13 protein-coding genes are annotated in these 12,232 nt (G+C 60.9%); 5 read left to right on the top strand and 8 right to left on the bottom strand.

What is annotated here, in order from left to right; genetic code table 11:
* Nucleotides 1-1,094: 1,094 nt before the first annotated feature.
* The 4 genes from AC07UX_RS16240 to AC07UX_RS16225 form a co-directional block, all read right to left on the bottom strand.
* Nucleotides 1,095-2,237 carry a hypothetical protein gene (locus AC07UX_RS16240; protein WP_495193033.1) on the bottom strand — a complete coding sequence of 381 codons (1,143 nt, stop codon included), beginning with the start codon at nt 2,235-2,237 and terminating at the stop codon, nt 1,095-1,097.
* Nucleotides 2,238-2,529: 292 nt separating this feature from the next.
* Nucleotides 2,530-2,937 carry a TFIIB-type zinc ribbon-containing protein gene (locus tag AC07UX_RS16235; RefSeq protein ID WP_495193032.1) on the bottom strand — a complete coding sequence of 136 codons (408 nt, stop codon included), beginning with the start codon at nt 2,935-2,937 and terminating at the stop codon, nt 2,530-2,532.
* Nucleotides 2,938-3,007: 70 nt separating this feature from the next.
* Nucleotides 3,008-3,343 carry a hypothetical protein gene (locus AC07UX_RS16230; protein WP_495193031.1) on the bottom strand — a complete coding sequence of 112 codons (336 nt, stop codon included), beginning with the start codon at nt 3,341-3,343 and terminating at the stop codon, nt 3,008-3,010.
* Nucleotides 3,344-3,441: 98 nt separating this feature from the next.
* On the bottom strand, nt 3,442-3,582 hold the full coding sequence (locus tag AC07UX_RS16225) for a hypothetical protein (protein WP_495193030.1): 141 nt from the start codon (nt 3,580-3,582) through the stop codon (nt 3,442-3,444).
* A gap of 497 nt (nt 3,583-4,079) precedes the next feature.
* On the opposite strand from AC07UX_RS16225, the gene AC07UX_RS16220 reads away from it, so the two are divergent.
* Nucleotides 4,080-4,457, top strand: coding sequence for a hypothetical protein (locus AC07UX_RS16220; RefSeq protein WP_495193029.1), 378 nt, complete (start codon nt 4,080-4,082; stop codon nt 4,455-4,457).
* Nucleotides 4,458-4,481: 24 nt separating this feature from the next.
* Nucleotides 4,482-5,381 (top strand): lipid kinase, encoded by a 900-nt coding sequence (locus AC07UX_RS16215; RefSeq protein WP_495193028.1) that lies wholly within the window; start codon nt 4,482-4,484, stop codon nt 5,379-5,381.
* Nucleotides 5,382-5,932: 551 nt separating this feature from the next.
* Here AC07UX_RS16215 and AC07UX_RS16210 read toward each other — a convergent pair.
* Nucleotides 5,933-6,196, bottom strand: a complete 264-nt coding sequence (locus AC07UX_RS16210; protein WP_495193027.1) for a helix-turn-helix domain-containing protein — start codon at nt 6,194-6,196, stop codon at nt 5,933-5,935.
* Between the two features lie 214 nt (nt 6,197-6,410).
* Here AC07UX_RS16210 and AC07UX_RS16205 point away from each other — a divergent pair, with 214 nt between their 5' ends.
* Both AC07UX_RS16205 and AC07UX_RS16200 read left to right on the top strand, forming a co-directional pair.
* Nucleotides 6,411-6,830 carry a hypothetical protein gene (locus AC07UX_RS16205; RefSeq protein WP_495193026.1) on the top strand — a complete coding sequence of 140 codons (420 nt, stop codon included), beginning with the start codon at nt 6,411-6,413 and terminating at the stop codon, nt 6,828-6,830.
* A 29-nt stretch (nt 6,831-6,859) separates the two neighbouring features.
* Nucleotides 6,860-7,528, top strand: a complete 669-nt coding sequence (locus AC07UX_RS16200) for a response regulator (protein ID WP_495193025.1) — start codon at nt 6,860-6,862, stop codon at nt 7,526-7,528.
* A gap of 108 nt (nt 7,529-7,636) precedes the next feature.
* Here AC07UX_RS16200 and AC07UX_RS16195 read toward each other — a convergent pair whose 3' ends face one another.
* Nucleotides 7,637-8,797: a site-specific integrase gene (locus AC07UX_RS16195; RefSeq protein ID WP_495193126.1), complete on the bottom strand. Its 1,161-nt coding sequence runs from the start codon at nt 8,795-8,797 to the stop codon at nt 7,637-7,639.
* A 241-nt stretch (nt 8,798-9,038) separates the two neighbouring features.
* Between AC07UX_RS16195 and AC07UX_RS16190 the strand changes: the two genes are divergently transcribed.
* Nucleotides 9,039-9,959: a hypothetical protein gene (locus AC07UX_RS16190; protein WP_495193024.1), complete on the top strand. Its 921-nt coding sequence runs from the start codon at nt 9,039-9,041 to the stop codon at nt 9,957-9,959.
* A gap of 7 nt (nt 9,960-9,966) precedes the next feature.
* Here the strand turns inward: AC07UX_RS16190 and AC07UX_RS16185 are convergent, their stop codons facing one another.
* Nucleotides 9,967-10,983, bottom strand: coding sequence for a ParB/RepB/Spo0J family partition protein (locus AC07UX_RS16185; RefSeq protein WP_495193023.1), 1,017 nt, complete (start codon nt 10,981-10,983; stop codon nt 9,967-9,969).
* Nucleotides 10,984-11,029: 46 nt separating this feature from the next.
* Nucleotides 11,030-12,232, bottom strand: a 1,203-nt coding sequence (locus AC07UX_RS16180; RefSeq protein ID WP_340187288.1) for an AAA family ATPase, incomplete at its 5' end; no start/stop codon positions are given.

Raw genomic sequence — 12,232 nt, 5'->3', positions numbered from 1 at the left:
CGATGGCGAGAGCACCAGGCGGGCATAGCCCGCTTACCACATACCGCCAGCAGCAAGTTTGCCGCTAGCGTTTGTTCGCGATGATTCAGACAATCGGTTCGCGCAGCGGTTCACAGGACCGTTACACGAACATTTCACGCTGACTCGGGCAGAAAAGCACAAACCCAAATGAGTAGATATCGGCGAAGTCGCCTCCTTACGCCGCGCTCGACCTCTCTTTCCAAGAGGAAGCGTCGTCAGATTGAAAGCAATCGCAAGCTGGCTCTCGTGCTCGCTGTTGGCGGTTTGGCAATTGCCGTCCTCCTGTTGATTTCGCATCATGGGCACCTCCGCTCCTGACATGAAGCTCAGATCGCAGCATTTCTTCATCATCTCTAATGCGCCTGCTCATCTGTTTGTGCCGATAGAGTACGTGGACCCGCAGCCGATCGAGTGATAGCCCTACCTGGCCAAGGTAAAACGGGGTCGCAGTTTATGGTAATCCGGCGACGCGCGCACTGGTGGGAACTCCTTCTGCCTGCGGGACTATGGATATGGGGAGGCAAGTTAACGCTCGCTGCGGCACGCGTGGTCATGCGAACGGGCATCGCATCCAGGCCGGCCATTTTCAGGCTGTTTCGGCTTTCGGGGCAGCTATCTCGCACCGGGTTCAATGTATGGCGTGAGCGCCGTGGCAAATGGCGTTAGGATCACCAACTTTGGACTCGCACCGGCCTCCGCTGTGCTACTGACGTGGGGTCGCCGCCATGATATGCTGTGCAAGCTGCTTCACCTGCTCCTGCCACTTCTGAGGCAAACATGTTGAATAATCATCAGTTTCCCGAGCCTCCCCGGAAACGTTCGATCCGATTATTGGGTCGGATTTGGCTGCCGTTGGCGGTTATCGCCGTGGCGCTGCTTCTTTTGACTGCCGGCCTGCTAGGTCTCAATGCGCGTATCGTATGGGCCGGGAGCAGCGTGCTTTCCGGGTTTGTCATGACTTATACACTATTTGTTCTCATTCGCTCGCGTCGCCGGTTCGATAGTTTGAACAAGAGAATCGATCGCGCGCTAGCGGATGCTTCCAAAAGAGGCCCGACGCATCCTAGACCACACTAGGTCAGAATATTCACCGCGCGCGCAGCAACAAGACCGACGGTCAGCAAGGATATCGTCGCCTCCGCCGCCATCAAAAGCTTGCTTTGAGCGCTGAGCGGCATGGTGTCGGTTGGAGAAAAAGCGGTTGCGTTTGTAAACGAGACGTAGAAATAGTCGACGAATCCCGGCGACCAAGCTGGATCATCATCCCCAGTTCCCATCATCTGTGGAAAGAGAAAGTCCGGCCTTTTATCGTCGTGCAATCCAAGCCTGGCTGGACCACCGCGATCGATATTCCAAAACCAGAGCGCGAAAACAATGATGTTGGTAAACCAGATGTTCAGGGCGTCAAGTAAGAGGGATTGACCTCCCTTCGCGCCGCCCAGGAGCTCTCTCGTCACTGAGACCAGTGCATAAAAGTTGAGGATCATAACTATTGCGGTGAGGAGAAGGGCGAAATGGCGAATAAGCTTTCGATGACGACATATCACGTGCCAATGGCCATCGCCTTCTGCATGACGCACCCGCCCTTGCGTCCACACTGTTGCGATCGACAAGGGGATTAACATTGCGAGTTCAAATGCGGGGGCAAGCCACCTCGGCCCAAAGATCAAGTTGTTATTGACGAACAGAAATTGCAAACCTGCGATCAACGCCACCGCACCCCGTGCAAGCCAGAAGTCGAAGGCATGGGTTTGAAGGGTGGCGTGGGGCGAATACACTTTATGAAATTCCTTCGGCGATGATAGAGCATATGTATCACGCTTGAATCCTATGATGCACGCTGAGGATCCGCGCCAAGCTTGATTGTGCGACGAACTGCTACACACGCCCTTGCCGTATTTTCCCGCGCCTCGATCTTGGCCGCTCGCCGTTCCAATCGAGCGCGCCGACAACCGCCACCGCTGGTACGGGCTCGCGATAGACATCATGAGTTGTTCAGCTTTATACATCGAACAAATCACGTGCGCGAAACCGTTTTCGCCGGCCATAACCATCTTCCCGGCAGCGTCTGTGCGCCCGAGCAAAGGCCGCCCATAAGCATGCCGCCGATCGCTGCTCTTCCAAGCCATCGGATTTGTTGGTCGCCGCGCCAATAAGAGCATGCTGGCGATGTGCCGCGGTGCGTGTTCCAGCCCAACGCGGGCTTTAGCGATCATTTGGTGATCGCTCCGCGTGGGTCTTACTCATCTCCATGAACCGACCGACGATATGGCCGGGCGTCATTGCCTGCGCCAAAACAATGGCAAGCGCATCCCGGACCCCGATGGCGGTAATGTTGCTCGACAATCGCCTCAGCGTCCCACGATAATCCACCAGTCTCGGACACTTCCGCCGGTTCTGCCTTCTACCGCGCGATCGAGTGCCGTAGCGGGGCGCACTTCCTCGAACGCCTCGACCACAGGGCAGTCTCCTGGACTCTATCCTCAGTTTCACCTGTGTGTGCGAAGTTCAGTGGCGGAACAGCCCGCCCAGAAAACCGCCACGCTGGCCGCCATGACCGCCACCGTGGCCACCACCATGTCCTCCTCCGTGACCACCACCGTGTCGGCTCTCACCATGATGTTCGTCTCCATATCCCCAAGGGCCGGGTTGAGCATAACCTGGGGCGGGAGCTGCGCCCTGCGGCGGATAGTTGGGGGTAGACTGCGCCGGGGGAAGCGCGGTCTCGTAAGCGGCGTTGCGCTCGATAATCTTGTCGAGCTCGCCGCGATCGAGCCAGACCCCCCTACATTGCGGGCAATAGTCGATCTCGATTCCCTGCCGGTCGGCGAGCACGAGGTCCACCCGGCACACTGGACAGAGCAAGCCCTGCGCGCTTTGCGGTGTGGGGGTGGATGCAGGCACCAAATCCGCCATAGTCATGTCCTCGTGAAAATTTCAGTCGTTATGGACCGGGATACGATTCTTCTAACGTCCAGCGACAAGTTTAGTGTCCGTAATAGTTGTAGCCGCCGCGTCGATCGAAGCGTTCGCGCTGCTCATGCCTGCGCTCGCGCCACTCCTCTCGGGCGCGATGGTTGTTGTAGCGGTAGTCGCGCCGGTCGTAGTTGCGGTAATCGGCACCGCGATAGCCATCATTATAGCCGTAACCGCCCCGGTCCTGATAACCGCCGTAGCCGCCATGGTCCGAGTTGCCGCGATAGCTCTGCTCGTACCCGCCGCCGTTCCCACCATAACCGTAACCGTGCCCGGCCTGGGCCATCGCCGCGCCGGGGGCAGCTACCGCCAGCGCGACAGCCGCAACGATCAGAAACCGTTTCATGGATCTTCTCCTCAAAGGAATGACGGATCGTCACGCCTTGAGACAATCAATGAACCTTTCGCCATGAATGGGACGGGAATGACATCAGCAGCAAATGTTCATTTAGAAATTAATGTTTCAGTGATGGCCACGATGCCCTCCAGCATGTCCGCCACTGAAATGCCCACCACCGAAGCCGTGGTGGCCGATCGACCCGAAGCCGAATCCCAAACCAACCGATCCGTAATAAGGTCGGCCATAATAGCCGCTTGGGAAATAGGACCTATACCCCCGCCCGTAGGACGCATCGGATACGGCCACGACGCACGTCGGACCAGTGCTCGCAACAGGAGCAGTCACCGAGGGAGCGTTCGTGGGGGCGCGGACTGCTTCCGGACTGATAGGCTCGGCCGCGACCGCTCCCGGCGTATTGCACGGGACACGGTAGTAGGCGTAGCGCGGGGAATTGGTCGTGGTCGCACATCCCGCCAGCAGTACGGCCGGAACGGCCCCCAGGCCGACCAACTTCAATTTCGGGAACGGCATCACGCTCTCCTAACCCAGCTTCCATCCTGGCGCGTTGAACTCGCAGGGTATACCTATTGCAGCGACAAACAAAGGGCGACGATGCGTCAGCGACCTACAGCGTGCCGGCATCAGAAAAAGCTCTCTCGTTCACGACCAATTCAAACCGATGTCCCATAAGGCTTTTGATGATGCCTCGCACACGACGCTGGGCTCCCCTTGGAGAGACGATGTGAACCGAAAGATCCTTTTAGCGCTGGCGAGCGCGACCGCCATGCTTGCCGCGTCCTCCGCGCTCGCAGGCGACAAGCAGCATGGCGCCGGCGTCAACTGGAGCGGCATGCATGGCGGCGTCAGCTGGGACGGCGGGCACGCCTATTCCGGCCAAAGCTATGGTGGCTCCAGCTCCCCCTCGCCGCCGCCCTACCGTGCGCCGTCTTACCCGCCCCCCAGCTACGCTGTCCCCGTCCAACTGCGGCCTCATGATCGGTCGAGCTTCCGCGCGGATGTCCCCCATCAAAGCTATCCGGACAGCCGGAACGCATCTGTTGTCCGACGAGATGGTGATGGCGGAACCGCCGGCAGCTCGGGCCATCACCGCGAATATTGATTCTCGCCAAATAAGGAGCGACGCGTGAGTTCGCCAAGCGTCGAACCGCCGAGGTTTCGCCCACGCCGCGCTCTTGTGTTGTACAATCCATCTGCCCGGCGGGGCGATCTCGCGCCTGAAGCCGCAACCACGCTGAAGGCGGCGGGTATCGAGGTTCGGCTGGTGAAATGTCTGGACCCGTGCCTGGCATCCGCGCAGATCGCGTGGCACGCGTCGACCGTCGATCGCATCATCGTCGCGGGAGGTGACGGCACGCTCAGCAGCGCGGCCGCCGGCGTCATCAAGACGGGGCTGCCGATGGGCATTCTGCCGCTGGGGACGGCGAACGATCTTGCGCGCACTTTGGGCATCCCGGACAATCTCGAAGCCGCTGCACAACTGATCATCGCCGGCAAGACGCGCAAGATCGATGTGGGAGAGGTGAACGGACATCTGTTCTTCAACGTGGCGAGCGTCGGCCTGAGCGCCGATCTCGCCACCTGCCTCAGCCCGGAAATCAAACGCCGCTGGGGTAAGCTGGGCTATGCTCTCGCTGCCGCCAAGGTGCTGGTGGCCGGCCAGCGTTTTCACGCCCATATCATCGGGCGTGCCGGCGATGTTCGCGTCAAGACGATGCAGATCGCGGTTGGAAACGGTCGCCACTATGGTGGCGGGTCGATCGTTCATGAGGATGCGGCCATCGATGACGGACAGCTCGACCTTTACAGCCTTGAGAGCCAAAACGTCTGGGCACTGCTCCTCAAACTGCGCGCGTTCCGTCGCGGGCAGCATGGCGCGTGGAAAGAGGTGCGGACCGCCAAACAGCCCGAATTCATAATCCACACCCGTCGCCCGCGAGCGGTCAACACCGATGGTGAACTCGTCACCGAAACTCCTGCTCATTTCCGCGTCCGGCCCGGAGCCGTCAGTGTTTTCGTTCCGTAGAAGGCACGGTCGTCAATGATGGAAGAACAGGATTTAACTGCGATCAGGCTGGCGACGCAGCCAATCCCGTGCGGTCGCAGCCTCGAAAGCATCGTTGACCATCTTGGCATAATTGCACCTTCCCGGTCTCGCCTTTTGTTCTGGACAAGAGCGGCGCGGGTGGCGCCGCGGAGCCAATCAGCGAAAAACGTTTGGCAGCGGCGCGACCCCGCCGGGCACGGCTCTACGAGGCACATATCGGTCAGATGTTGATTAGGTGCGGGCACTCAATAAAAACCCGCGTGATCAGCACGATCGTCGCGATGTCGTGACCAGACGTGCAGATCTGGCGCCAGGGCCCAGATAAAACACGCGTCGACCATGCGGACGCTCGCATCGCGCATTCCCGCGGCAAAAGCAGATCAGCTTCGACCGTTCCCGCCAGTCGATGGGGTACAGGCGGCCATGATCGGCATGACGATTCTATGTGTCAGCCGACACGAGAACGAAAGCGTAAAAACGCCGAGCGCACCGGCCTCGAGGAGCTTTTCAGGGCGGTCCGCCCGGCCCCATCATTCTAATGGATCAGTGGCACTGCCGGCACAGGTGCCAGGGTCGATGAACAACAGATAGGGGCCGATCTTCAAACCCGCCGCTATTCGTTCGATATTGTCGATCGCGACGTTGCGCTCCCCCCGCTCGATACCGCCGAAATAGGTGCGATCCATCTCGATATCATAAGCGAAGGTTTGTTGGCTCACGCCGAGAGCCTTCCGGTATCGCCGGATATTCGCTGCGACGATTGAACGTAAGGCTCCGGGATGGGTACATTTCACCCTTCATAAATCGTCTTCAGGATGGTTATAAGGCGACGGGTTTTAAGTATCATTCGTCGATTTTCGTCGATTGTTGTCAAATTTGGAATATTGCGGAAATCGGAAACATGGGCATGAGCAACCATTTTCAACGCCTCGCCGGATTATGCAGCCGGCGACGCTCGCCACTACCAATGATCGGCCGTCCCGCCTTACCGCACTGGGTGGGCCTTGCATGATCGACTCCACTTCGCTGCGACGGCGCGCCATCGCGCTCATGCGCGAAGCCATCGCACTGCTCGACGCCGCGAAGGAGGATGTCGCCGCCGTCCATCTGCAAATGGCGATCGACCTTGCTGAACGGATGGCTCCGATGAAGCCGGGTGACGCGCTGCCGGATGACGGCGGCGATGCGCCCCCCTTCCCGCCCCAGCACGCCGCCGATCCGGCGCTCGTGCGCGCGATCGGCGGCGCGCTGGCGATATTTGCCACGCTGATTGCGCGTCAGGGCGGACCCTCCGTTGATGAGACCGCCCGGCTCCTGGGCATCTATGCGCTGGCGACCAAGGAGACGTCTGCAGATGAAGGGATGATAATCGCCTGTTGGGGGGCGATGCTTCGCGATATAGCAGACGCGCAGCGCTGGGAGACATAAGGTGCCGAAGCTGGCGGCGGGACTGTCCGATGGAGAAGCAACAAGATCCTTATCTGGATCATAGGAGCGTCTTGATCGTCGAGGACGAGCCGCTTGTACGCAGCTCGGTCGCCGAAGCTCTTCGGGATGTTGGGTATCGCGTGTTCGAGGCCTGCCACGCTCAGGATGCGCTCGCGATCCTCTACGAGTCGCACAATATTCAAATCGTCACGACAGATATCGATATGCCTGGCGACACGGACGGCCTGGCGCTCGCCGCCATGATCCGCGTGCGGTGGCCAGACACGATCATTCTAATAAATTCAGGCCGGGTCCGACCCGAGACGGATGCACTGCCGGTCGGCGCCAGCTTCATCGCCAAGCCCTTTAGCGTCACCCAATTGTTGCGGCAGCTTAAAATATTACTGGAGCAGCGTGGTGTCCTTGTCATTTCCGACGAGGATATTCTTGCGACCTGGCATGAGTCCCAACTGACGCATAATCGAGCCGATCGGGCTGACAGGCTCAGCACTCTGGCCCGCGTCGCGGCCGCGGAGCAGATGGCGATCGAGCGCTTTGGCCTTGGGGCGCATGGCGCCGCCTATGACATGCGGTTCCCGGACAAGCCGTGCCGTCCCGATAGCGGCGTTGCTGGTCTCCCGGCGACAAAACCATTGCCGCCGGGAGTGGTCAGCCCTTCGGCCGATCGCGCGCCATAATACGAAGCTTGCTACTATGCACGCCGGCGCCGCACGGAAGTCGCCAGATTACCTGCCACGCGCGATGAACGGTTACCTCCCCTGCGCAGCGAACCGCATGAGAGCGGGTCACCCGATCTTTGCAATAAGGCGACCAGTCGCTCCGTGTTCAGCCGCGAGATTGCGATTATAGGCGAGCGGCATACGCGGCGATTTCCACCGCAGTGCATCCATGATGCCAGCGAGGTCCTCGCCGCTGGCGAACAGATCCTGGTTAAGCCCGATCCGCGTCGAGTGCGCGCTGATCCCTTTGAGCAATCGCGCCAGATCCTCTGCTGTCAGATCGGGCAGCGCGCCGCGATCGAAAGCCCGCTGGATGATCGACCGGAAGATCGGCCCGATTGATCCCGGATGCAGCGCCACGGCGCCGATGTCATATTCGACCCGCGCCTTCACGCCGGGTTTGGAGAGCGTCTTGCGCAGATCCCACGTCTCCCGCCCCGAGATGCTGTCGATCGGCCGACCGCGCACGGCGGCGCGGGCCTTGTAGCGCCGCACCTGCACCCGCCGGAATATAGGCCCCGCTATGATCTCGGCCGCTTCGGTCCAGGCCGCGATCGCCGCGACGGTGCGCGGGCTGAGATACGCCGTTGCCCCCTCCCCGTCCTGATCGCCCTTGTGGCGCAAGATCTGCAGCAGCCGCGCCTCGGGATCGATCGCCTCCTCGATATGCTCGACGGCCACTGCCACGAGTTCGGAGGCGCGCAATCCGGTGTCGTAGGCGGCAGACAGCAGCGCGCGATCGCGTAGCCCCGGCAGATCGTCTCCGCAGCTCTCGAGCAAAGCGCGGATATTGAGCCCGCGCGCCTTGTCGCGCTCGACGTCGCGCACCGGCCCCTTGAACCGGAGCGGCCGCGCCTGCTTCTGCGCGGCCCCCTTCTCGCGGCGCACCGCCTGCAGCCGCAGCTTGACCAGCTGGCTCTGGGTAGGGTCTTTAAGATCGAGGAGCTGGTGGAGCTTGGCGATGGACGCCTTGTAGCGGGTGAGCGAGGCGGGTTTGGCCGCCTTCCCTGCCCGAGCATCGAGATAGTCGGCCACCGTCTCGGGTGTCGCGGGCAGCGCAATGCGCCGTTTGGCGCGACACCAGTTGTCGAAGGCCTGCAGATCGGATTGGAGTGCGCGCAGCGTGTGGGGCGAACTGGCGGCCTGATAGGCGGCGATGAGATTCTCGTCGAGGGTGATGCGCGTGGCGACGTGCATCTGTGTCACGGTGAAGGCCAGAGAGGACATGTCGGCGATCTTTGTCCCGGACAGCACGCCGTCCTGACGCCCTCTGCCTTCGTGTTCCGGGCTTATGCTCATCCGCGCCTCCTGCATTTCCGAGGCCCTGCTCTAGCCACTTCGGTAGCGAATGTCCAAAACCGGTTATGTGATAACTGCAATTATCGCAGGTCCATCTTTTGTTCATACCGAAGAGGGAAACTAACTGCTGACTTTGGTTTCCCAAGGGGATGCGATAGAATCTGGATTGATGGCTTCCTCCTCCCCTTCCCATGCTTCCAGCGAGCAGGCAATGCTCCTGCTCGGCCGACTGGATGGACGACTGCAAAACAGCCCATGGGCTGATATCTGGCTGGCCCGTGCGCGGTTGCAGGGCGCAGCCCAGCTGGCCGGCCTCGCCGGCGTGCCTATCGACGTCCGGCATTTGCAGGACTGGATCTGCGGACGCACATCCCCTCCCCGCGCCTCTGAAGGGTTGAACGATCCCGTCTCTGTGGCGGCGGTGTTTCATCTCGCGATCGAGGCCTGCGTTGGCGACAACGGGCCGCTGGCGCGTGCCACGCTCAACGTCTTGCGCACTGTCCTGGATGATCGATCCGAAGCCGAAGTCTGGGCAGGCAGCGACCTGGCCTATTTCGGTCCCGCGTGGCGGCAGGCTCGCATCGAAGCACAAGCCCCCTACCCTTCTCCCTCGCTGCTCTCCGTCGCCGATCGGATGGCCGCCATGCTCAAGACGGTCGTCGTCGCCGAGCAGTCTGCGGTGGACGTGACGGCGATCGACGGTCGGACGCTCACACTCGAGCCGCGGGCGCGCGATCGCGCCTGGTTGGTGGCCAGCCATGTCCCGGCCATGCTCCATCATGCCGGACTTACCCTGGGCATCCTGCCGTCTCTCATTCTGTTGCCGAAATTCCCGCAACCTGACGTAGGTGCGTTGACTAATGTCATTACACGATCGCTGCTCGTTGCCTGCCAATCCGGCCTGAAGGATCTCGACTGGATCGAGCGCCAGGGGTCAAAGGCATTGGCAGTGTCCGCAACGCGCCGAAGCCGGGCACCACTTCTTGCCCGGCTTGCGCTCGCCTATCCTGGGCTTCGTCCGTCTGCCGTGGCGCGGCTTCTCGACGTTACTCCACAGGGGGCCCGCAAGCTGGTGGCTAAACTCGGGTAACGCAGCGCTACCGCCAATGCGTATCGAGCAGGGTCTTGATAGCAGCCTCCGCTTCGTCCCGTGATCCGCCGGCATGCGGGAGCAAGGTGATCCTAACCCCCTTGCGATCCTTGCCTTCGAACCGAAGCAACGGCTTTCCGTTCTGCGACGCCACGGTTTCGCTCGATCCTGACCTCTTGGGGGATCCTGACTTCTTGGGGGGATCAGCCGCCAGCGCCAGCGCACGGACAATATCCGGCACGGCGACCGGAGCGCCCTCCCCTCCCGATCGCGCCCTCAAGGCCGCCGCTTCGGCAAATACCCGCTGGCGACGATCATCCGGTTTCAGCAATGGCTTGATCGTTGTGACGTGCTTGATCCGCAAATCCTGTGGATTGGGAAAGGCGATCATCAATTCGGTCGGCAGACGCGCGAGGTCGAGATAGCGGCTTAACCAGCTTTCGGTGACATTGATCCGCTCGGCCATGACCTTCTGCCTGCCCTCATAATAGGCTTCCAGCGCGCGGAGATAATCACGCGCGCGCTCGAGATCGCTGAGGTCTTCTCGCGCCCTGTTCTCGATGTCCGCTATGCGGAACGCTTCCTCGTCCGACAGTTCGCGAATATCCACGAGGAAGCGGAAGTCGGGATAGTTGTGGCTGCGCAGCCAGCTGATCGACCAATGACGCCGCGCGCCGCAGATCACCTCGAAATCATAACCGGGTTCGCCCCGCACACGACGGACAATTGCGGGCATCTCCTGCCGCCCTTGCGCCTTCATGCTCTCGATAAGATCGGCGCACCGCTCTTCGTTGAGCAAGGCATATTCGCGGTTATGTCCAGCCCACATCCGACAACGCGCGGGATCAACCAATTCATGGGTGCGGCTGACGACCGTCCCCGCCGCCAGCTCCGCCAATCGGTTCTCGCGATTGGTCAGAACATTGGCGCCCAACCCAGGTCGGCGCGGTGCAGGCGCACCATCTTCGGGCGGAGCGATCCCGGCGGCCAGCTCTGCGGCGAAACTCGCATTCTTTCTGCTCATGAAGCCGTTCCTTCACCCGGAATTGCACCGGTGCAATTTTGCCGTTTCACGCCAGACCTTCCTTGCGCAAACGGCTCAAATGGCTGGGCCACATGGCCCGAATATCCAACTCGAGTTCGGCATTCACCCCATCGAGATAGGTAAGGCAGCGGTTGCGGACGGCACTGCTTGTCACCGGACCGTCAAGCTCATAGACCGTCATCAGACGGGCGGTCGCGTTGTCGATTTCTGCCGAGTCCTTGAGCGGCGTGCGCACCATCGCCTGACCAAACAGCGTCCGCATCAGATTGAGCAGTTCCTTCTGCATCGACTTATTCTCATCCACCTTGGACGCAACGAAGCGCAGGAATCTGAGGGTCGGTGCGAAACCGCGTTCGGCCAGCGTCTCGATGGTCTCATCAAGCATCGCCAGAAACGCCGCGGTCGAGGAAAAGTCCATGACGGTTGGGGGCACCGGCACGACGAGTGCGTTCGCGGCGCGTAACACCGACAATGAGATGGCGCCAAGGGCCGGGGGCGGATCGAGGACGATGACATCAAAGCGATCGGAGATGCTGGCGATACCCTCGGAAAGGCGATCGATAAGCCCGCCCTGCCCTCGCGCCATTCGGGCCGCGATCTCATATTCCGACTGGAAGAGCCGCAAGTTTGCCGGGATCAGTTCGAGGCCGTCGAAATGCGTTTTGCGCAGCGCATAATCGAGCGACGTCATCTCTTCCTCCCTGAGGAACGGGTAGAGGGTGTCCTCCTCGCTCAGGTCGAGATCAGGCACATAGCCGAACAATGTGGTCGCGGAGGCCTGACTGTCGCAGTCGATAAGGGCAACGCGGTAGCCCTGGATCGCGAGATATTGAGCAAGGTGGACTGACAAGGTCGATTTGCCGACGCCTCCCTTGAAGTTCTGGACGGCGACGACACAGCATGGATCGTCGGCCGCTCGCCAGGGTCGGGTTCCGAACAGGCCTCGCATATCGTTGAGTTGGGCGAGAGTGTACCCAACCCGGCGATTATTCTCGGTTCGCGGTGGTGGCGGAAGACGCCCATCCTTTTCCGCGTCGCGGATTGCAGCAGGCGTTCGCCCGACCAGATCAGCGGCCTTTCCGATCGGGAAGGTGGGCTCGCGGCGTTCATCCGCCCGTGCGCTGCGCGCAGAGTCGCGAAGGCGTTCCAGCACCGAGGAGGTGCGCTGGGCAAGCGTCGCCACCGAGAGAAGGTCATGGGTGTCGTCGATGTCTAGTGATGCTGCCAC

This window comes from Sphingobium sp. GW821-FHT02B05 (assembly GCF_059421905.1).
This window is presented reverse-complemented; position numbering and strand designations above follow the sequence as displayed.

What these genes read in the sequence shown, in the direction of transcription:
- AC07UX_RS16240 (WP_495193033.1), bottom strand. Translation starts at nt 2,237, where the DNA reads ATGATCGCTAAAGCCCGCGTTGGGCTGGAACACGCACCGCGGCACATC.
- AC07UX_RS16235 (WP_495193032.1), bottom strand. Translation starts at nt 2,937, where the DNA reads ATGGCGGATTTGGTGCCTGCATCCACCCCCACACCGCAAAGCGCGCAG.
- AC07UX_RS16230 (WP_495193031.1), bottom strand. Translation starts at nt 3,343, where the DNA reads ATGAAACGGTTTCTGATCGTTGCGGCTGTCGCGCTGGCGGTAGCTGCC.
- AC07UX_RS16225 (WP_495193030.1), bottom strand. Translation starts at nt 3,582, where the DNA reads ATGGCCGACCTTATTACGGATCGGTTGGTTTGGGATTCGGCTTCGGGT.
- AC07UX_RS16205 (WP_495193026.1), top strand. Translation starts at nt 6,411, where the DNA reads ATGATCGACTCCACTTCGCTGCGACGGCGCGCCATCGCGCTCATGCGC.
- AC07UX_RS16200 (WP_495193025.1), top strand. Translation starts at nt 6,860, where the DNA reads ATGGAGAAGCAACAAGATCCTTATCTGGATCATAGGAGCGTCTTGATC.
- AC07UX_RS16195 (WP_495193126.1), bottom strand. Translation starts at nt 8,797, where the DNA reads ATGTCCTCTCTGGCCTTCACCGTGACACAGATGCACGTCGCCACGCGC.
- AC07UX_RS16190 (WP_495193024.1), top strand. Translation starts at nt 9,039, where the DNA reads ATGGCTTCCTCCTCCCCTTCCCATGCTTCCAGCGAGCAGGCAATGCTC.
- AC07UX_RS16185 (WP_495193023.1), bottom strand. Translation starts at nt 10,983, where the DNA reads ATGAGCAGAAAGAATGCGAGTTTCGCCGCAGAGCTGGCCGCCGGGATC.